The sequence below is a fragment of the Pseudomonas sp. R4-35-07 genome, from assembly GCF_003852235.1.
Lineage (GTDB): Bacteria > Pseudomonadota > Gammaproteobacteria > Pseudomonadales > Pseudomonadaceae > Aquipseudomonas.
The window spans coordinates 4343737-4362638 of the sequence record NZ_CP027732.1; the positions used below are offsets into that span (position 1 = coordinate 4343737).

Annotated in this window: 20 protein-coding genes; 5 read left to right on the top strand and 15 right to left on the bottom strand. The window is 61.2% G+C overall.

Annotated elements, in window-relative coordinates; genetic code table 11:
* The first annotated feature begins 196 nt into the window (after positions 1-196).
* Entirely contained in the window at positions 197-1861 is a 1665-nt protein-coding gene (locus tag C4J89_RS19750; RefSeq protein ID WP_124415376.1) for an electron transfer flavoprotein-ubiquinone oxidoreductase, read from the top strand.
* Between the two features lie 171 nt (positions 1862-2032).
* Here C4J89_RS19750 and C4J89_RS19755 read toward each other — a convergent pair whose 3' ends face one another.
* Positions 2033-2923 (bottom strand): AraC family transcriptional regulator, encoded by an 891-nt coding sequence (locus tag C4J89_RS19755; RefSeq protein WP_124415377.1) that lies wholly within the window; start codon positions 2921-2923, stop codon positions 2033-2035.
* Positions 2924-3104: 181 nt separating this feature from the next.
* Between C4J89_RS19755 and C4J89_RS19760 the strand changes: the two genes are divergently transcribed.
* Positions 3105-4157 carry an NAD(P)-dependent alcohol dehydrogenase gene (locus C4J89_RS19760; protein ID WP_124371559.1) on the top strand — a complete coding sequence of 351 codons (1053 nt, stop codon included), beginning with the start codon at positions 3105-3107 and terminating at the stop codon, positions 4155-4157.
* Here the strand turns inward: C4J89_RS19760 and C4J89_RS19765 are convergent, their stop codons facing one another.
* From C4J89_RS19765 to C4J89_RS19790, 6 genes are all read right to left on the bottom strand, one after another.
* Positions 4158-4961, bottom strand: coding sequence for an IclR family transcriptional regulator (locus tag C4J89_RS19765; protein WP_124415378.1), 804 nt, complete (start codon positions 4959-4961; stop codon positions 4158-4160). It lies immediately after the preceding gene.
* Between the two features lie 182 nt (positions 4962-5143).
* Positions 5144-6109 carry an L-arabinose ABC transporter permease AraH gene (gene araH / locus C4J89_RS19770; RefSeq protein ID WP_124363990.1) on the bottom strand — a complete coding sequence of 322 codons (966 nt, stop codon included), beginning with the start codon at positions 6107-6109 and terminating at the stop codon, positions 5144-5146.
* A 19-nt stretch (positions 6110-6128) separates the two neighbouring features.
* Entirely contained in the window at positions 6129-7628 is a 1500-nt protein-coding gene (araG, locus tag C4J89_RS19775; protein ID WP_124415379.1) for an L-arabinose ABC transporter ATP-binding protein AraG, read from the bottom strand.
* The gene (locus tag C4J89_RS19780; protein ID WP_124415380.1) at positions 7625-8605 is read right to left on the bottom strand and encodes a substrate-binding domain-containing protein; all 981 of its coding nucleotides are present in this window, start codon (positions 8603-8605) and stop codon (positions 7625-7627) included. Before C4J89_RS19780 ends, araG begins: the two co-directional genes overlap by 4 nt.
* A gap of 32 nt (positions 8606-8637) precedes the next feature.
* Positions 8638-9459: an SDR family oxidoreductase gene (locus C4J89_RS19785; protein WP_124415381.1), complete on the bottom strand. Its 822-nt coding sequence runs from the start codon at positions 9457-9459 to the stop codon at positions 8638-8640.
* A 150-nt stretch (positions 9460-9609) separates the two neighbouring features.
* Positions 9610-10089 (bottom strand): GNAT family N-acetyltransferase, encoded by a 480-nt coding sequence (locus C4J89_RS19790; RefSeq protein ID WP_034128422.1) that lies wholly within the window; start codon positions 10087-10089, stop codon positions 9610-9612.
* A gap of 191 nt (positions 10090-10280) precedes the next feature.
* Here C4J89_RS19790 and C4J89_RS19795 point away from each other — a divergent pair, with 191 nt between their 5' ends.
* Genes C4J89_RS19795 through C4J89_RS19805 form a run of 3 tightly spaced genes read left to right on the top strand, consistent with a single transcriptional unit; the run spans position 10281 to position 11375 of the window.
* Positions 10281-10631 (top strand): hypothetical protein, encoded by a 351-nt coding sequence (locus C4J89_RS19795; protein ID WP_124363994.1) that lies wholly within the window; start codon positions 10281-10283, stop codon positions 10629-10631.
* 51 nt (positions 10632-10682) lie between these two features.
* Positions 10683-10949, top strand: coding sequence for a hypothetical protein (locus C4J89_RS19800; protein ID WP_124415382.1), 267 nt, complete (start codon positions 10683-10685; stop codon positions 10947-10949).
* Between the two features lie 48 nt (positions 10950-10997).
* The gene (locus C4J89_RS19805) at positions 10998-11375 is read left to right on the top strand and encodes a Rho termination factor N-terminal domain-containing protein (protein ID WP_124371564.1); all 378 of its coding nucleotides are present in this window, start codon (positions 10998-11000) and stop codon (positions 11373-11375) included.
* A gap of 115 nt (positions 11376-11490) precedes the next feature.
* Here the strand turns inward: C4J89_RS19805 and C4J89_RS19810 are convergent, their stop codons facing one another.
* The 8 genes from C4J89_RS19810 to C4J89_RS19845 form a co-directional block, all read right to left on the bottom strand.
* The gene (locus tag C4J89_RS19810) at positions 11491-12408 is read right to left on the bottom strand and encodes a PfkB family carbohydrate kinase (RefSeq protein WP_124415383.1); all 918 of its coding nucleotides are present in this window, start codon (positions 12406-12408) and stop codon (positions 11491-11493) included.
* On the bottom strand, positions 12401-13867 hold the full coding sequence (locus C4J89_RS19815) for a cytosine permease (protein WP_124415384.1): 1467 nt from the start codon (positions 13865-13867) through the stop codon (positions 12401-12403). Before C4J89_RS19815 ends, C4J89_RS19810 begins: the two co-directional genes overlap by 8 nt.
* 51 nt (positions 13868-13918) lie before the next feature.
* Positions 13919-14920 (bottom strand): ADP-ribosylglycohydrolase family protein, encoded by a 1002-nt coding sequence (locus C4J89_RS19820; protein WP_124415385.1) that lies wholly within the window; start codon positions 14918-14920, stop codon positions 13919-13921.
* Entirely contained in the window at positions 14917-15630 is a 714-nt protein-coding gene (locus C4J89_RS19825; RefSeq protein WP_124415386.1) for a GntR family transcriptional regulator, read from the bottom strand. Before C4J89_RS19825 ends, C4J89_RS19820 begins: the two co-directional genes overlap by 4 nt.
* Positions 15631-15700: 70 nt before the next feature.
* Positions 15701-16261: a DUF1285 domain-containing protein gene (locus C4J89_RS19830; protein WP_124364001.1), complete on the bottom strand. Its 561-nt coding sequence runs from the start codon at positions 16259-16261 to the stop codon at positions 15701-15703.
* A gap of 16 nt (positions 16262-16277) precedes the next feature.
* Positions 16278-16883, bottom strand: a complete 606-nt coding sequence (locus tag C4J89_RS19835) for a DUF4823 domain-containing protein (RefSeq protein WP_124368019.1) — start codon at positions 16881-16883, stop codon at positions 16278-16280.
* 220 nt (positions 16884-17103) lie between these two features.
* Positions 17104-18072, bottom strand: a complete 969-nt coding sequence (locus C4J89_RS19840; RefSeq protein WP_124415387.1) for a GTP 3',8-cyclase MoaA — start codon at positions 18070-18072, stop codon at positions 17104-17106.
* A 139-nt stretch (positions 18073-18211) separates the two neighbouring features.
* Positions 18212-18877, bottom strand: coding sequence for a TetR/AcrR family transcriptional regulator (locus C4J89_RS19845; RefSeq protein ID WP_124364004.1), 666 nt, complete (start codon positions 18875-18877; stop codon positions 18212-18214).
* Between the last annotated feature and the right edge of the window lie 25 nt (positions 18878-18902).

The window sequence follows — 18902 nt, forward strand, 5'->3', positions numbered from 1 at the left end:
TCAGTCATAAGCCGCGTTGCTTTGATTTACCTAGGCTGCGGGCAATTCAAACAAACGTTTGTATTGGACGCTGCCAGTGGTGTAGATATAATGCGCCACCTAGAGAGAAAGGTGGGTCTTGCCGTTGCTGCAGGGCCGTACCGAACCTCCACCCATCAGAAAAAAAGCCTGTTGAGCCTTGAGTAGGAGATAGCCTGTGGAACGCGAATACATGGAATTCGACGTGGTCATCGTCGGCGCTGGCCCGGCTGGCCTGTCCGCCGCCTGCCGACTGAAGCAGAAGGCCGCCGAAGCCGGTAAGGAAATCAGCGTCTGCGTGGTCGAGAAAGGCTCCGAAGTGGGTGCACACATCCTCTCTGGCGCGGTCTTCGAACCGCGCGCGCTGAACGAACTGTTCCCGGACTGGAAAGCTCTCGGCGCGCCGCTCAACACCCCCGTGGTGCGTGACGACATCTATGTACTGCGCAGCAGCGAGACCTCCACCAAGGTTCCGGACTTCTTTGTGCCCAAGACCATGCACAACGAAGGCAACTACATCATCTCCCTGGGCAACCTGTGCCGCTGGCTCGCCCAGCAGGCCGAGAACCTGGGCGTGGAAATCTACCCGGGCTTTGCCGCCCAGGAAGCGCTGTTCGATGAAAACGGCGTGGTGCGTGGCATCATCACCGGCGACCTCGGCGTCGACCGCGAAGGCAAGCCCAAGGAAGGCCTGTACACGCCGGGCATGGAATTGCGCGGCAAGTACACGCTGTTCGCCGAAGGCTGCCGTGGGCATATCGGCAAGCAACTGATCCAGCGTTTCAACCTGGACAGCGACGCCGACGCCCAGCATTACGGCATCGGTCTCAAGGAAATCTGGGACATCGACCCGGCCAAACATCAGCCAGGCCTGGTGGTGCACACCGCCGGTTGGCCGCTGGATATCATGGGCAACGAGAACACCGGTGGCTCGTTCCTTTATCACCTGGAAAACAACCAGGTGGTGGTCGGCCTGATCGTCGACCTGTCCTACAGCAACACCTTCCTGTCGCCGTTCGATGAATTCCAGCGCCTCAAGCATCATCCGGTGCTGGCCCAATACCTGGAAGGCGGCAAGCGTGTCAGCTACGGCGCCCGCGCTATCGCCAAAGGCGGCCTGAATTCGCTGCCGAAAATGATCTTCAAGGGCGGCGCGCTGATCGGCTGCGACCTCGGCACCCTGAACTTCGCCAAGATCAAAGGCAGCCACACCGCGATGAAATCCGGCATGCTCGCCGCCGATGCGGTAGCCGACCGCCTGTTTGCCGAATCCGAGGGCGGCGATGAGCTGACCGCGTATGTCGACAGCTTCAAAGCCAGCTGGCTGTACGAAGAACTGTTCGCCAGCCGCAATTTCGGCGCGGCGGTGCACAAATACGGCGCCATCCTCGGCGGCGGGTTCAACTGGCTCGACCAGAACATTTTCGGCGGCAAGCTCCCTTTCACGCTGCACGATACCAAGCCGGACTACGCCTGCCTCAAGCTGGCCAAAGACAGCCAGAAGATCGACTACCCCAAACCCGACGGCAAGTTGAGCTTCGACAAGCTGAGCTCGGTGTTCATCTCCGGTACCAACCACGAAGAAGAACAGCCGTGCCACCTGAAGCTCAAGGACCCGAGCATTCCGATCGGCACCAACCTGCCGCTCTACGATGAACCGGCGCAGCGCTACTGCCCGGCCGGCGTGTATGAGGTGGTGACTAAAGAAGACGGCGAGAAACGCTTCCAGATCAACGCCCAGAACTGCGTGCACTGCAAGACCTGTGACATCAAGGACCCTTCGCAGAACATCACCTGGGTGACACCGGAAGGTGCGGGTGGGCCGACTTACCCGAATATGTAAGCCAAAACGAGGCTCCCCAAGTGGGAGCCTTTTTTATGGCCAGCATCAATTGAAAATGTGGGAGGGGGCTTGCTCCCGATGGCGGTGGGTCAGTCACAATTTGGCTGACTGATGCACCGCTATCGGGAGCAAGCCCCCTCCCACATTTTGGTCACATGGAGCCAGCGAGATCTAGGCAGCGCGCTCTTCGCCGGGGTTGCGCAGGAAGTAGCGCTTGTACTCGCGACTGAACTGCGACGTGCTCTGATAACCCACGCTGTGCGCCGCCTGCGCCACACCCATGCCCTCGACCAGCAACAACTGCTGCGCCTTCAGCAGCCGCAGGCGCTTGAGATACTGCACCGGCGACAACAGCGTGCAGCGCTTGAAGTGTTCGTGAAAGGTCGATGCACTCATGTGCGCATAACCGGCCAACGTCTCGATGTTCAGCGGCTCGGCGTAATGGGCATGCAGGTGATTCAATGACGTGGCGATGCGCGAAAACTGCCCCTGCTGTTCCACCAACGCACGCAACACATCGGCCTGGGGCCCACGCAACGCCGTGAACAATAATTCGCGCACCCGCGCCGGGCCCATGATCCGGCTCTCCAGCGGATCGTGCAGGCACTGCAACAGCCGTTCGACGCACCCGCGCATGGCGTCATCGAGCACCACCGAACTCATCGATTCCAGGGTCTGCGCCGCCGGCGGCGGTCCGGCTTGCATGCCCATCGCCATGACCAGTTCGCCAAGCACCACGCGGTCAATGCCAACGGTGACGCCATACAGCGGCGCATTCGGCAGGGCAAACGTCTCGCATTCAAACGGCACCGGCATCGCCTGGATCAGGTAATGCCCGGCACCGTATTCCAGGGTGCGCGGGCCCAGATAGGCGACTTTGCTACCTTGGGCCACGATCATCAGGCTCGGCTCGTAAATCTGCGGCCCGCGCGCCACATCGCAACTGGCGCGTAAGACTTTCACGCCAGGCAGATTTGTCGGGGAGAAACCGTCGCGAGGCGTGAGCCCCTTTATCAAGGCAACCAACGCGGCATTCGCATCGAGATGGCGGGTCAACAACATGGCAAAAAACTTCGCGAAAAAGGGATGAGAGCATCATCGCAGATCTGGCGGCCAGTAGATCCAAACCAGGGGCACGCCCGGACGAATAGGCATGAGACTCGGAGCAATCACCATGGCCTCATCCGAGGGTGGCGCGGAAAATGGCCCGCCTCACTTTTCAATGCATTTGCGAGGTTTCCTCATGTACACAGCGATCGGTTACGCCGCCCAGTCGGCCACTACTCCCCTCGCCCCCATGTCGTTCGAGCGCCGCAGCCCGCGTGCCGATGACGTGGCTATCGAGATTCTCTACTGCGGCGTGTGCCACTCCGATATCCACCAGGCGCGCAACGAATGGGGCATTGCCGTTTACCCATTGATGCCCGGCCACGAGATCGTCGGCAAGGTCACCGCCGTCGGCGCCAGTGTTACCGCGCACAAGGTCGGTGATCTGGTCGGCGTGGGTTGCATGGTCGACTCATGCCGCCACTGCGAAGCCTGCCAATCGGACCTCGAGCAATACTGCCTCGAAGGCCCGACCATGACCTACGCCACCCCGGACCGCGTGGACGGCAGCAACACCATGGGCGGTTACTCCGACAGCATCGTGGTCAGCGAGCACTTCGTGGTGAAGATCCCGGCCAAGCTCGACCTGGCCAGCGCTGCGCCGATTCTCTGCGCGGGCATCACCACGTACTCGCCGCTTAAGCACTACGGCGTCAAAGCTGGCGATAAGGTCGGGATCCTAGGCATGGGCGGCCTGGGCCATATGGGCATCAAGTTCGCCAAGGCCATGGGCGCCGAAGTGACGCTGTTCACGCGTTCGGCGAGCAAAGCCGAAGAAGGCCGTCGCCAAGGCGCCGACCATGTGATCGTGTCCACCGATGCCGAGCAGATGAAAGCCGCCGCCGGGCATTTCGACTTCCTGCTCGACACCATCCCGGTGCAGCACGACCTGAACCCCTACCTGGATGTACTGCGCTTTGACGGCGTGCATATCCTGGTCGGCTTGATCGAGCCGGTGGACCCGCCCGTCAATGCCGCCAAACTGGTATTGGGCCGCAAAGTGCTGGCCGGCTCGCTGATCGGCGGCATTGCCGAAACCCAGGAAGTCCTGGATTTCTGCGCCGAGCATGGGATCACCTGCGACATCGAGATGCTCGACATCCGCCAGATCAACGAGGCTTACACGCGGATGATCGCCGGTGATGTGAAGTATCGCTTCGTCATCGACATGGCGACCCTGAAGGCCTGATCAGGCCTTCGCGCCCAGTTCCGCCGAGAGCCGAGCCGCGACCTGTTTGATCACAGGGATCAGCTCGGCCATTTTCTCCAGCGGCATGTAGGGCACGGTACTGGCGATGCTGATGCCGGCGACGATTCGCCGGCTGGCATCGCGCACCGGTGCCGCGACGCAACGGATCGACGGTTCGTTGTCTTCCAGATCGAACGCATAACCGCCCACCACGTATTCATGCATGCGCTGCTCGAACTGCGCCCAGGATTGCTCGGGGTGCTGCGGCCACTGCAGGTTCTTGCCCCCCGCCGGCAGGCTGACCTGGTACAGGCGCTGCCACTCTTCCACGCCGTCATCCAACATCAACGCTTTGCCGATGCCGGTGCGTGCCAGTGGCATGCGATGGCCCACCCGCGAGCGCATTTCCGGTCCGTTACGGCCGGGGTTCTTGTGCAGGTAGAGCACCTCGTCGTATTCGCGAATCGCCAGGTGGATGGTGTCGCCGGTGAGGGCTGACAACTCGTCGAGGTAAGGCACCGCCAGGTTGACCAAGGGCAGTTCTTCGCGGGCCTGGAAGCCCAACTCGATCAGCTTCGGCCCCAGCAGGTAACCGACTTGCGGCACCACGCGCAGGTAACGCTCCTCCACCAGGCAACTGGCCAGGCGGTGCGTGGTACTGCGGGTGGTGCCGATGCGCCGGGCGATCTCCTTGAGATCCCGCGCGCCCGCCGCCACCGCTTGCACCACGCCCAGTCCGCGCAGCAGGGTCTGGGTGCCGGTGGGGGCGGTGTCTTTGACGGGGGTGTGGGGGTTTTCCAGCATATCGGGCCTATAGGTATGAAAGCGGGGACATTATGGCAAATACCGATCTTCAATACAGTGGAGATCAAAATGTGGGAGGGGGCTTGCTCCCGATGGCGGTGCTTCAGAAGCAAATGTGCTGAATGGCACACCGCTATCGGGAGCAAGCCCCCTCCCACATTTAGTCCTCATCCGACTTTTGATCAGCGTTGCTTCATGCGGTCGATGATCACCGCCAGCAGCAGAATCGAACCCCGAATCACGTACTGGTAAAACGTGTCGATGTTTTTCAGGTTCATCGCGTTCTCGATGATCGCCAGAATCAACACCCCGGCAATCACATGGCGGATCATGCCAATACCGCCGCTCAGCGACACCCCGCCCAGCACGCACGCCGATATCACCGTCAGCTCGAAACCCTGGCCGATCATCGGCTGGCCCGAGGTCATGCGCGAGGCCAGGATCACCCCGGCCAGTGCGCCGATCAGACCGTGCACGGCAAAAATGATGATCTTGGTACGGTCAACGTTGACCCCAGCCAGCAGCGCCGCTTCCTGGTTGCCGCCAATCGCCATGGTGTTGCGCCCATAGGTGGTGTAGTTGAGCAGCCAGCCAAAGAACACAAAGCACAACACGGTAATGATGATCGGCACCGGCACGCCCATCAGTTGGCCGTTGCCGAACACAAAAAAGCGCTCGTCCATCACCCCCACCGCCTTGCCGTTGGAGAAGATGTAGGCCAGGCCGCGCACAATCTGCATGGTCGCCAGGGTGGTGATCAGCGCGTTGATCCGCAGCTTGGCGATGACGATGCCGTTGATCAGCCCTACCAGTAAACCCATGGCCAGGGCCGCCGACACGCCGAGCACTACGCTGTCGGTATCTCGAATCACGATCCCCGCCACCACCCCGGCGCAGGCAATCACCGAGCCCACCGACAAGTCGAAGTGCCCCGAGGCCAGGCAGAACAGCATGGTGCACGCGGCGATGCCCACGGTCGAAATCGCCAGGCCCAGCCCGCGCATGTTCAGCGGCGACAGGAAGTTGTCGATAAACAGCGCGCTGAGCACGAAAATGCCCAGCGCCGCCAATAGCATCACCCAGTCATCCAGGAATTTGCGCTGGTTGAAACCCGGCCAGAAGCCCTTTGCAGTTTTTACCTCAGACATACCCGTACCCTCGAATTCTTCAAGCCCGCGTACGCGGGAGTGCCAGTTGCAACAGCCGTGCTTCATCCGCCTGTTCGCGGGGTAGCTCGCCGGTGAGGGTGCCTTCGCTCATCACCAGGATGCGGTCGGAGATGCCCATGACTTCCATCAGGTCGCTGGACACCACGATCACCGCAATGCCCTGCGCCGCGAGGTTGTGAATGATCTGATAGATCTCCGACTTGGCGCCGATGTCGATACCGCGAGTGGGCTCGTCCAGCAGCAGCACTTTCATCGGCATCGACAACCAGCGGCCGAGAATGGCCTTTTGTTGGTTGCCGCCGGACAGGTACATGATCTTCTGCTCGGCGTTCGGCGTTTTCACCCTGAGCGCCTTGATCTGCGTGTCGGCGTTGCCCTTTTCCCAGTGATCGCGCAACAGCCAGCCAAATGCCGCGTGGGCGCCACGGGCACTGATGTTGATGTTCTCGGCGACACTGGCCAGCGGAATGATGCCCTCCTTTTTGCGGTCCTCAGGGCACAGCAGTACACCACCGGCGATGGCATCGCGCGGGGAGCGCAGGCGCAGGTTTTCTCCGCAGAGTTCCAGCTGCCCCGCCGTCTTGCGTTCAAGGCCGCTGAGCAGGCGCAGCAGTTCGGTACGCCCTGCGCCGACCAAGCCAAACAGGCCGAGAATCTCGCCCTTGTGCACCTGGAAACTCACCGGTTCACGCAAGCCCGGCCCGAGCAGGCCGTCGACCTTGAGCGCAACGTCGCCCTGCTGCCGTGGCCGGTAGTCGTAGATGTCCTGGATATCGCGGCCGACCATGCAGGTCACCAACTGGTCGTGGGTCAATGTGCCCATGTCGTCGAAGGTGCGCACAAAGCGGCCATCCTTGAATACCGTCACCGCGTCGCAGATGCGGAACACTTCTTCCATGCGATGCGACACGTACAGCACCACTTTACCTTCATCGCGCAGGCGCGTGATGATCGCCATCAACCGATCGATTTCGCGGGCAGACAAACTGCTGGTCGGCTCGTCGAAGGCGATCACATGGGCGCCACGGGACAGCGCCTTGGCGATTTCCACCAGTTGGCGCTGGCCCAGGGACAGGCGACCCAGCTTCTCCTGGGGGTCGATTTCATCGGCCAGGCCCTTGAGACACGCCAGCGCCTGCTGACGCAGCAAACCACCGTTGACCACACCAAAGCGCGACGGCATATGCCCGAGGAAGAGGTTTTCGGCCACGGTCATTTCCGGCACCAGGTGCAGCTCCTGGTGGATCACCGCGACGCCGCTGGCAATGCTGTCGGCGGCGCTCTTGAACGCCATGGTCTGCTCGCCAATCTGCAGCGTGCCACTGCTGGGGATATAGGCGCCGCCGAGGATCTTCAGCAGCGTCGACTTGCCCGCGCCGTTCTCGCCCATCAGCGCATGCACCGAGTGCGGCCGCGCTTCAAAGCTGATCTGCGCCAGGGCTTTCACACCGGGAAACTCCTTGCCGATGCCGTTGAAACGCAAGGCCGCGCCGGTCATTTCCAGAGGCCGATTTTGGTCAGTTCTTCCTGGAAGTTGGCGCGGGTGATCAAGGTCACTTCGTCCATGGCGGTGTATTTAGCCGGCTCCTTGCCGGTGGTGACCCACTCGTACATCGCCAACGCGGTGTTGTAGCCCTCGATATGCGGGCTGGGCAGCATCGAACCGAAGAAACCGCTGTCGGCTTTCTTCAATTCGCCGATGGCGTCGGTGCCATTGATGCCGATACCGATCACGTTGGCGGCCTTGAAGCCGGCGCTTTCGGTAGCGCGTACGCCGCCCAGCACGGTGTTGTCGTTCATGCCGCCGATGATCAGGTTTTTCGCGCCGCTGGGCAGCTTGACCAGCGCCGAGTTGGTGGCGTCCATGCTGCCTGGCACGTCGAGGGTTTTCAGCGCGGCGGTCAGGATATGGTCCTTGGGAATGCCGGCTTCTTCCAGGGATTTGATCGAGCCGTCGGTGCGTTTCTTGCCGGTGTCGAGTTCGTTGAAGGTGTTGATCACCGCATAGGTGTCCTTCCAGTCCCAACCGCGTTTTTTCGCTTCGGCGGCCATGGCGGCGCCCTGCTTCTGGCCCACTTCGAAGGCGGCCATGCCCAGGTACGGCACGTCCTCCATGAAGTTGCCCTTGGCATCGACGAAGCGGTCGTCCACGGCCATTACTTTCAAGCCGTTGATCTTGGCCTTGGCGACAATCGCCGGGCCCAGGGACACGTCCGGCGGGCAGATCACAAAGCCTTTAGCGCCGTTGGCGGCCAGGCTGTCGATGGCCGAAAGGGTTTTCTCACCGTCGGGCACGGCGATCTTGATCACAGTGAAACCGTGCTCCTTGCCGGCTTTTTCGGCGAAGGCCCATTCGGTCTGGAACCAAGGCTCTTCGGCCTGTTTGACCAGAAAACCGATCTTCACTTCCTCAGCGGATACGAACCCACTGAACGCCATCGCAAGCGCCACAGCGCCGAGTGTTTTCTTGAACATGGACCACCTCATTGTTGTTATTGGAAAACGCTTTAGTCGTGGTACATCACCGACCGCCCGCCATCGATCATCAGGCAGGTGGCATTGATAAAGGGCGCCTCGTCGGTCGCCAGAAACAGCGCGGTCATCGCCACCTCGATGGGCTGGCCGATACGCTTGGGCGGGTGCAGGTCGAACGCACGCTGACGCTCCGCAGAGGGGTCAGGGAACCCGTTCCAGTAGTCGACGTTGAGCTGGGTTTCGATATAGCCCGGTGCAATGGCATTCACGCGAATACCCTTGGGCGCGTATTCGATGCCCAGGGCGCGGGTAAGGCCGAGCAGGCCGTGCTTGGCGACAGGGTAAGGAAAGCAGCCGGGAATGATGTGGCTGGAATGGGTAGAAGCAATGTTGATGATGTTGCCGATGCCCTGCTCGATCATGTGCGGCAGCACCGAGCGGCAACCGTACCAGGCGCCGTCAAGGTCAATGGCAAAGCAGCGGCGCCAGTCTTCGTCGGTCATTTCCAGCGGGTCGCGAAACACATTGACCCCGGCGCAGTTGACCAGCACGTCCACACGGCCGAAGCGCTCGATGGCCACATTGACCAGCGCCTGCCATTGCTCCGTGGAGGTGATATCGACGGCCTGCGCGACAATCTCGGCGCCACGCTCGCGCCAATGGGCCGCGACTTTTTCGACTTTGTCCGCCTGGATATCCGCGATCACCAACCGCGCCTGCTGCGCCTGGAAGCAGGCGACGATTGCCTCGCCAATGCCTTGTGCGGCGCCGGTGATGATCACCACCTTGTGCTTGAGGCGCTCGCCGTAAGTCGGCTCGGGCACGGCGGGTAAGGACAACGGTTGTGCCTGCATCGCTTCACCTGTTTTATTTTTGGCAGTGAGTGCTGATGCAGGCGACTATAAACCCAGACCTTGAAATATCTCAATATATAAATTTACGTCCCACAATGTGAGTAAACACATTAAAAAGCCGGCCATGAATGGCCGGCTCCGGGGCGCCTGTCAGCCTTGGGCGAAATCCCTTAGCGCATCGCCTTCCATGCGATAGCGCACCCATTCTTCCTGGGGCTGCGCGCCAATGGATTTGTAAAAGGCAATCGCCGGCTCGTTCCAGTCCAGCACGCTCCATTCGAAGCGGCCACAGCCGTTGTCGCAGGCGATCTTGGCGAGGTGGCGCAGCAACTTCTTGCCCGCCCCGCCGCCGCGTTGTTCGGGGTTGATATAAAGGTCTTCCAGGTACAGACAGTTGCTGCCCAGCCAAGTGGAATAACTGAAAAAGAACACCGCAAAGCCAATCGGCAAGCCGTCGCGCAAGCAGATCAGGCCGTGGGCGGTGGCGCCCTCACTGAACAGGCTGCGCTCTATATCCACCACGCTGGCGATCACTTCGTGCCGGGCTTTTTCATACTCGGCCAGTTCCGTGATGAAGGTCAGAATCTGCGCAGCATCGCTGGGTACGGCGGGGCGAATCTCGATGGTCATGGGTGCGCCTTGGGCAAGTTCAAAGCCCACATACTAAGACGCTTTGATGACCGATTGCAGCGCATTTTCCATGTAGTGGTTACACAAAATCTTACAGGTCACGCAAGACCGTTCGTCGCCATCAAGGCACAAACCGCAATTGGGGGCTGACCAATACAGGGTAAGGACATCAATCATATGGAGACACCCTCATGAAAAATTCCAAATTGGCCGCCCTCGCTCTCACTGGCCTGTTGTCTGCAGCGTCGCTGAGCGCTATTGCCGCGACTTCGTCCACCGGCACGACGGACCCGGTCGGTTCCCCACCAAGCCCTGCCACCCAGGAATCCCAGGATTCCATGGGCACAGGCCTGGACACCAATGGCGGCGCGATCATCGACAACACCAACGGCGCCGACCCTCGCACCCAGGGTCACGATACCCAGCGCCAGGCACCTGCCGCCGTCGGTAACGGCAAAATGGGCCCTTCGGTCAACGAGCCGAAGATCAATAAAGGCGACGACTCGAATCTGCCGGGCGCACCGAAGCAACCAGCGCCTTGATGCATCCCTGGCACGATCAACACCCGATCATTTCCCAGTGAAGAGGTACACATGAACGTCGATACAAACCTTGAAAAAGAAGTCCTCACCCGGCTGCTGCATGCCCATCCGCAAGGCTTGGGCAAGGAGGTGCTGGACAACTACCGCGGCGAAAAAGAAGTCGCCAGTGTCTTGGCGCACTTGCAGGACCGCGGGCTGATCAGGGATGGGCATGTGACCACCGACGACAGCGGTGAATATTCGTTGAACCTGCCGATCAAGTTGACCGCGTCGGGTGTAGAAGAAGCGCGCAAGCTCGAAGAACCATCCGTTCAGTAGTTCATTTCTGGTCTGGCCCCGCAGCTGGGGCCAGAAGGAGTTTTAGCGATGCCTCGTGGAAGCAAAGCCAAATACACCACCGAACAGAAACGCAAGGCCGCTCATATCGAAGACAGTTATGAGCACAAGGGACTGTCCAAGGAAGAAGCCGAAGCCCGTGCCTGGGCCACCGTCAACAAGCAGTCTGGCGGCGGCGAAAAGGCTGGATCCGGCAAACGCAAAGCACCGGCGAAGAAGGCCCAGGATCGCCAGGATTCGGCGAAGCGCGCAGCAGCTAGTCGCGAGGGACAGCCTCGCAGCAGTCGCGCCTCGCTGGGGACGCAAACCAAGGAAAGCCTGATGAAAGAAGCGCGGGCCAAGGATATTCCCGGGCGTTCGACCATGCGTAAGGATGAGTTGATCGAAGCGCTGAAAAAAGCCGGTTGAATGCAGATTCAAATGTGGGAGGGGGCTTGCCCCCGATAGCGGTGTGTCAGCCAGTTCATCTATAACTGACCCACTGCTATCGGGAGCAAGCCCCCTCCCACATTTTGATGTGTGTTTATTCAGAAACTAATGCATCAACCTCGGCGATGCCAGGGGAAGTTGCCGGCCCCCAGCGCGTCACCGCCAACGCCGCTGCCGCATTCGCTCGACGGGCCGCCTCAACCGGTTTCAAGCCCTTTGCCAACCCGGCAATGAACACCCCCGCATGCGCATCCCCCGCGCCATTGCTGTCCACCGCCTGCACCTTGAAACCCGGCACATGATTGATGTTACCCACCTGCCCGACCCAGCACCCATTCGGCCCATCGCGCACCACCAACAGCGTCTCAGCCGGCAGGTGTCGTCTCAACTCGGGCAACGCGGCGTCGATATCCATGGCCCCGGTGAATGCCAGGGCTTCAGGGCCGTTGCTGGTCCAGATATCGATACGCGGCAACAACGCGCGCATCAAGGCCGAGTCCGGCGCCTTGACCAGCGGGCCCGGATCGAACACCACTATCACCTTGCGCGACAGCGCCAGCAACCAGTCGATCAGTGGCTGCGCCTTGCCTTTAAGCAGCAGGCTGTAACCACTGACATACACGTAATCGTCGGCACGCGGGACGATGCCGGCGAGGTCTTCGGCACTGAGTTCACCCTCAGCACCCAGATGGGAAATGAACGTGCGCTCCGTGGTGGCTTCGGTCAGGGCCACACACAGACCCGTGTCCTTGCCGCCGCTCGCCGGCAGTGCCATTTCGATCCCTTCGGCCTGCATCGCAGCGCGGGCCAGGTCACCAAACCGGCCGGTGCCATGCCGCCCCAGGTACACCACCGGCAGGCCATTGCGCCGCGCCGCAGCCATGACATTAAAGCCGCCACCGGCTTCGAAACGGGCAGAGCTGGCCAGCACGTCGCCACCGCTCGCCGGTAACCTATCCAGGGCCATGACCAGGTCGACGATGACCTGCCCGGTGTGCAGCAATCTAGACATTAGGGCTCTCGACTAACGCCGCACGCCGATCGGCCGCGCCGCCCAATACTGCGTACACCCCGCCGGCTACCAGGAAGGTGACGACCCAGCCGAGGCCGTTATGGCCGAGCCAGGAGTCGGACAGCGGCCCGGCAAACCAGATGTTGTCCGCAGTGGTGCCGATGGTGGTGAAGCTGAACCCCAGCACGATGGCCAACGCCCACGCGCCAAACGCGCGCCACTCCACACCGCCGCGATACCAGTAGGCGCTGCTCGGGCTCACATCCAGCAAATCCGTGGGGCTGTAGTAGTGACGGTGGATCAGGTCGACCACGAAAATCCCCACCCAGGCGGTGATCGGTACCGCCAGCAACGAGATGAAGGTAATGAACGGGCCGTAGAAGCTGTCGGCGATCAGCATGAAATAAATAGAGCCGGCAAAAATCGCCACGATATCAACGATCACCGCATGCACACGCTTGACCTTCAAGCCCAGGGTCAGGGTGGTAAGGCCGGCGGAATACACCGACAAGTTATTCGACAACAGCAGCCCGCCGAACGCGGTGATCAGGTAAGGCACCGCCATCCAGGTCGGCAGCATGTCGCGGATCGCAATGATCGGGTCCGTGGCCGACGCCAAGTCGTTGTTACCCACCGACAGCAGGCCACCAAGGGTGATTAGCAACACCAGCGGAATGCCCGCGCCGAACGCGGCGGAGGCCACCAGGCGCACCGCCTTGACGCTGCGATGCTGGTAACGCGACATGTCGGCACCGGCGTTGGCCCACCCAATACCGGTGCCGGCCGCCATGGTGCCGACGCCGATGATCATGGCGCTCAGCGGCGCCGGGGTGGCGTTGAACACCGCGCTCCAATCGATGGTGGCGCAGAGGAAGCCGCCCACCAGGATATTCAGGGCGCCGAACACGTAGGTCGCCCATTTCTGGATCACCAGCAAGGTGGCATGGCCCAGGCCGGAAACGGCCAGGGTCAGCAGCACGAAGAGGCCGATGAAGATCAGGGTCAGCAACGGCGCGCTTTTCGCTTCCACCGGGGAACCGAACAGGATCGAGCACAGCGACAGCAACACAAAGGCGGCCGTGGTGGTGTTGACCGTTTCCCAGCCCAGGCGCGACATCAGCGACACCAGGGTCGGCCCGATATTGCCGCGTACGCCGAAGATGGCGCGGGACAAGGTCAGGCTGGGCGCGCGGCCACGACGACCGGCGATGGAAATGATGCCCACCACTGCAAAAGAACCGGCAGCGCCGAGAACCGCGACGATGATCGCCTGCCAGATGGCCAGGCCACGAAACGCCACCAGTGTGGCGCCGAGCGGCAAACCGAGAATGCTGATATTGGCCGCGAACCATACCCAGAACAGCTGCAGCGGATGCCCGTTGCACTCGCTTTCCGGGACCGGTTCGATGCCGCGCCTTTCCAATTGCCCGGCGCCGTGGCCGGAAGAGGGGCTGCTCATGTGGGGGCTCCTGATGCTTTATTGTTGTGGTTGTGGCAACGCGTCAATGACTCAACGCAACGCGAGCAGGCTTTGCACCAGCGGTTGCAGGTCCAGGCCATTCACGCGTTTGACCTGCTCGACCATCGCGTGCGGCCAGCACTGCATGCCCAGACAAGCACCGAGCATGGCGCCGAGGATTGCGGCGATGGTATCGGTGTCGCCCCCCAGGCTCGCGGCCAGGCACAGCGCCTCGAAGGCGTTCATGTCTCCCGACGCCACTTGCTGCGCGAGGGCGAACGACACCACCACCGATTCCTGGGACGCGACGGAGGTGCCGATCAAGTCATAGAGCAAGTCGGCGAACAGCGCGTTGTCGCCGCTGCCGACGCTCAGGGTGCGGGCCCAACTGATGCGGGTGGCGATGCGTCCGCCGGCTATCCAGTGGCCGTGGTGTTCGGCCTGTTGTGCAACCTGTGTGCCGATGTTGAGCGCTTCCCCCAGGTCGACGCCGTTGATGCCGGCCGAAACCACCGCCGCGACCGCTGCCGCGCTGGCAATGCCCAGGCTGGTGTTATGGGTGACCTGGCAGGCCTGGATCACCGCCTGGATAAACCGCGCCGGGTCACTGACATCGGCGGCGATGCCGACCGGCGTGATGCGCATGGCCGCGCCATTGGTGGTGCCGTAGCGTCCGGATTCTTCCGGAGTGTGCCCGGCGAGAATCATGTCGATCGCACGCTTGGTGGACGGCCCGAGCAAATCCTGGGAGCCCTTGGCGCGCATGACCGCTTCCCAGTCGATCAGGCGTTGGGCGAGCACACTGGGTTCGATAATGCCGCGGCCTTCCACTAACAACTCACCCACCAGGATCGCCTGTTCGGTGTCATCGGTGATGGAACCGGCGGGCATGTTCGGCGCGATGGGCTGATCGGAGCCAGCGTCTTGCAGGGCGGTGATCGCACCGAAACGCTGCCGGACCTGTTCACGGCTCAAGGATTGAGTGGGCATGCCCAGCGCATCGCCCAGGGCCAGGCCATAGAAAGCGCCAAGCGCGCGAATGTCAGCAGTCATTTGGACGCCCCGAATTGCAGGTGCAAACGAAAGTGCAGCGGATCGAGCAAGCTTTCAACATGCTCCATGAAACGCTCACGACGGTCATAGGTTGTGCGCGAGGCCTTGAGAAATACCGTGCCGGCCGGACGTCCGAGCAACAGTGCGTCGTCATCGCTCAGGGCCTCGGCGCCGAGCCATTGGTCGCCTGCGGCGCCTACATAGCCATAGGCCGCCAGGGTGATGGTCAGGGAATTGTCGATCAGGCCGATGCGGGGCAGGCTTTCCAGGTCGCCGGTGGCAGGCATCAGCGAGCGTTCCAGCGACACCGCCGTACCGTCGGCCGTGCGTCGCAGGCGGTCGAGGGCAACGAAGTGTTCGCTGCCGAAACGGCTGGCCAACTCCGGGCGCGTCACCGCTTCGAAGCGCAACACCTCGGTGCTCACCTGCGCGCCGGTGTCCGCCAGGGCCTGGGCCCAACCGTGGCGTTGGTCGAGCCCCATGCCATCAAACGTGACGATAGAGCCAACACCGCTTTGGGTGGCGATGTAGTTGCGGCGCTTGAGCTCAGCCAGCGCTTCGCGCAGCGTGCCACGACTGACCGCAAACTCTTCGGCCAGTTGATGCTCACCGGGCAACAGGAAACCGTCGGCGATCACCCCACCCTCGATACGGCGGATGAGTTCGTCAACGACGCGTTTTTTCTTATCGAATCGAACATGTCTAATCATGTACAAATTGATACCCGAAAGCCGACCTTCCCAGCAAGCAAATTATTGCAGGACAGTCAGAAAACCGGCCTCAGGGCTCCAGGCCAATCGGGTAAAACTCCCCGCTGCTCCATACGCCAAGCCAGTTTTGACCATTGATCGGACGGCTCACGGCCAGCTCGACCAATTGGTAAAACGCGTTGCGGTGCACCAGGGCCTCGAGGTTGCTGCGCACCCGCAGGTAAGGCGCCGGCTCCTCGGTGAGCGGATCGATCACCACACGCAGCGGGTGTTCAGGGCCGGCGTCGATCTGTTCGTCGACATTGGTGGTAAACGTAAGCACCTGGCTTTCGCCCTGCCCTTGCACCTCGAGCGTGACGGCTACGAAGGGCGCGTCATCGACGCGGATGCCGACCTTCTCCACCGGCGTCACCAGGAAATAATCATCGCCATCGCGGCGGATGATGTTGGAGAACAACTTGACCATGGGTTTGCGCCCGATAGGCGTGCCCTGATAGAACCAGGTACCGTCACGGGCGATGCGCATGTCGATATGGCCGCAGAAATCCGGGTTCCACAGATGCACCGGCGCCGGCCCTTTACCTTTGGGCAGTTGCGCCAACAGGTCGTTGGCCTTGGCGGTATCGGTCATAGGGGTCTCCTCAGGCTTACTGATCACTCATGCCCAGCAAGTTCCGGGCGTACTGGGCCAGGGGCCGGGCGATCAGATCTTGTGGCGAGTTGTCGTGGAACGTCAGTAAACCGCCACGACTGCGAATACGTGCAGTATCAATCAAATACTGGGTACTGGTCTCGATCAACATGATCTGGATCACGCCGCTGTCCAGGCCAAGGCGGTCCAGCGCTTGCTGGTCGGTCCACTCATCGGCGTTGCCGATACGGTCGTCGGCTGCCGCAAAACGGCAATACAGCAAGTAGTGAGCCCCCGCCGCGCGCGCTTCGGCCATGGCCTGTTCAAGGCCTTCGGGCTGACGGGCGCGACGCACCATGGGGAAATATTCGACGAAGCCGTTGAACGCTTCTTCGGCGACCACGTTCGGTCGTGGATACGCGCTACCGGGCGGCACGAAAGCGCCCTGGGCGATAAAGATAAAGGAGTCCGGCTGCACACGGACCGAGGCGGTGCGGCGCGTATCGCTGTGATCGAGCAAGCCGGCGTCGCTCATCTGATAGCGGGTGCCTTCGGCCATATCGCTGACGGTCATGCAACCACTCAGCGCCAACGACGCCAGCAACAAAACCAGACTACGCATCCTATTCCTCCAGAAGCCGGTGACGGAAAACCGGCGAATGGGCGTGAGATGCAGGTTCTGGGCCAGGGGAGCAACTGCAAGCTTCAAGCTGCAAGCTGCAGGCTTGTAGCTTGTAGCTTGCAGCTTGCAGCTTGCAGCTTGCAGCTTGCAGCTTGCAGCTTGCAGCTTGCAGCTTGCAGCTTGCAGCTTGCAGCTTGTAGCTTATAACTTGCGCTCGACGTCAGCCGCCAATGATCTTCATCACCGTCGCGCCGCCCGAGAACGCTACTTCCTGCTTGTCGCCCAGGGCCTTCATCAACAGCCCTTGCAACGCCGGCAGTGCCTGGTGGCGCGGCTGGTCCAGCAGGTCGCCGACGTAGTGACGGTTGCTCGACGACAGGCAGCCGTGCAACCAGCCCGTGGAGGACAGACGCAAGCGCGAGCAGGTACGGCAGAACGGCACGCTTTCATTGGCGATCACGCCAAAGAAGCCCTTGCCCGGCACTTCATAGCGCACGGCCGTGGCGTCGACGGGCGCATTGGCTTGCAGGTATTCGTGGTGTTCGCCGATCAGGCTGAGCAATTGTTGCAGGCTGACGAATTGCTGCAGGAACGCGTTGGAGTCCTTCGCCAAGTGCCCCATGCGCATCAACTCGATAAAGCGCAGCTCGTAGCCCCGCTCCAGGCAGTAATCGAGCAAGGGCATCACCTGGTCCAGGTTCTGGCCACGCAGGGGCACCATATTGACCTTGATCTTGATCCCGGCCGCGCGGGCCTGGTCCATACCGTCGAGCACAGTGGCCAGGTCGCCACCACGGGCGATACTGCGGAAAGCGTCGGCGTCCAGGGTGTCGAGGGAAACGTTGATGCGCCGGATGCCCGCGTCCACCAACAGTGGCAGCTTGCGCGCCAGCAACTGGCCATTGGTAGTCAGGCTGATATCGCTGAGCCCCATCTGGCCCACGGCGCCCATGAAGGCTTCCAGCTTGGGACTTACCAGCGGCTCACCACCGGTAATGCGCAGGCGATCGATGCCGGCCGCTTCGATCAGGTAAGCCACGCCTCGCGCCATCGCCTGGGCCGAGAGTTCGTCCTGGGCAGCCACCAGCCGCTTGCCGTTGGGCACGCAGTAGGTACACGCGTAATTGCAGGCGGAGGTCAGGCTGATCCGCAAATTGCGAAACCGCCTGCCTTGACGATCAACGATCATGAACCACTCCGGCAGAGGATATTTCGGGCGTGCTAGAAGCTGACTTATAAATCAGCTTTTAGCAAGATCCTTGCCTGAGTATATTCCTAGGGTACTGCGCCTGGCAGTAAATCATTGAGCCATCAGCGTGATGAATGACTCAGGCAGCAGGCGCTTCGCCAGCTTTTTCAGGGCCCGGCAACTCAGCGCTATGTTTGCGCTTGTTGCCCATGCGCACGCCGATGTCCATCAGGAACTGAAAGAAGCCTTCCTGGTCTTCCAGCACATTGCTCCAGAACGGCGAGTGGTACAGCGCGACGGCGCCATGTACCAGGGCCCAGGCGGCGCAGTAGTGGAAGTACGGCGGCACGTCTTCGAGCTTGCCTTCACTGATACGGCCCTTGATCAGCAAGGTCAGGCGTTCAAAATTCGAGGCGCGGATCTTGTGCAGTTCCTCGACCATTTCCGGCACTTGATGGCCCTTGACGACCTTTTCTTCCAGGCGGTCAAACAGGCGGTAGCGCTGCGGGTCGCGCATGCGGAACTCGAAATAGGCTCGGGACAAGGCTTCTTTGTCCTTGTCGACATCGGCCGAATGCAGCAGCTCGTTCAAGTCGCGCTCGTAGTCGAGCATCAGGCGCAGGTAAATCTCGGCCTTGGACTTGAAGTGCTTGTAGATCGTGCCTTTGCCGATACCCACGGCATCCGCGATCATCTCGACGGTGACGCTGTCTTCGCCTTGTTCGAGGAACAATTTGAGTGCGGTGTCGAGAATTTCCTGCTCACGGCGGCGAAACTCACGGACCTTACGGGGTTCTTTATGCATGAGGAAGAGGTCTGCAAAGGTCGGA

Bases quoted from the DNA above. Each gene is read 5' to 3' on its own strand.
- C4J89_RS19835 (WP_124368019.1), bottom strand. From the start codon at position 16,883: ATGCGTAGTCTGGTTTTGTTGCTGGCGTCGTTGGCGCTGAGTGGTTGC.
- C4J89_RS19760 (WP_124371559.1), top strand. From the start codon at position 3,105: ATGTACACAGCGATCGGTTACGCCGCCCAGTCGGCCACTACTCCCCTC.
- C4J89_RS19815 (WP_124415384.1), bottom strand. From the start codon at position 13,867: ATGAGCAGCCCCTCTTCCGGCCACGGCGCCGGGCAATTGGAAAGGCGC.
- C4J89_RS19785 (WP_124415381.1), bottom strand. From the start codon at position 9,459: ATGCAGGCACAACCGTTGTCCTTACCCGCCGTGCCCGAGCCGACTTAC.
- C4J89_RS19790 (WP_034128422.1), bottom strand. From the start codon at position 10,089: ATGACCATCGAGATTCGCCCCGCCGTACCCAGCGATGCTGCGCAGATT.
- C4J89_RS19840 (WP_124415387.1), bottom strand. From the start codon at position 18,072: ATGATCGTTGATCGTCAAGGCAGGCGGTTTCGCAATTTGCGGATCAGC.
- C4J89_RS19780 (WP_124415380.1), bottom strand. From the start codon at position 8,605: ATGTTCAAGAAAACACTCGGCGCTGTGGCGCTTGCGATGGCGTTCAGT.
- C4J89_RS19820 (WP_124415385.1), bottom strand. From the start codon at position 14,920: ATGACTGCTGACATTCGCGCGCTTGGCGCTTTCTATGGCCTGGCCCTG.
- C4J89_RS19825 (WP_124415386.1), bottom strand. From the start codon at position 15,630: ATGATTAGACATGTTCGATTCGATAAGAAAAAACGCGTCGTTGACGAA.
- C4J89_RS19795 (WP_124363994.1), top strand. From the start codon at position 10,281: ATGAAAAATTCCAAATTGGCCGCCCTCGCTCTCACTGGCCTGTTGTCT.
- C4J89_RS19755 (WP_124415377.1), bottom strand. From the start codon at position 2,923: ATGTTGTTGACCCGCCATCTCGATGCGAATGCCGCGTTGGTTGCCTTG.
- C4J89_RS19845 (WP_124364004.1), bottom strand. From the start codon at position 18,877: ATGCATAAAGAACCCCGTAAGGTCCGTGAGTTTCGCCGCCGTGAGCAG.
- C4J89_RS19765 (WP_124415378.1), bottom strand. From the start codon at position 4,961: ATGCTGGAAAACCCCCACACCCCCGTCAAAGACACCGCCCCCACCGGC.
- C4J89_RS19805 (WP_124371564.1), top strand. From the start codon at position 10,998: ATGCCTCGTGGAAGCAAAGCCAAATACACCACCGAACAGAAACGCAAG.
- araH (WP_124363990.1), bottom strand. From the start codon at position 6,109: ATGTCTGAGGTAAAAACTGCAAAGGGCTTCTGGCCGGGTTTCAACCAG.
- araG (WP_124415379.1), bottom strand. From the start codon at position 7,628: ATGACCGGCGCGGCCTTGCGTTTCAACGGCATCGGCAAGGAGTTTCCC.
- C4J89_RS19810 (WP_124415383.1), bottom strand. From the start codon at position 12,408: ATGTCTAGATTGCTGCACACCGGGCAGGTCATCGTCGACCTGGTCATG.
- C4J89_RS19800 (WP_124415382.1), top strand. From the start codon at position 10,683: ATGAACGTCGATACAAACCTTGAAAAAGAAGTCCTCACCCGGCTGCTG.
- C4J89_RS19830 (WP_124364001.1), bottom strand. From the start codon at position 16,261: ATGACCGATACCGCCAAGGCCAACGACCTGTTGGCGCAACTGCCCAAA.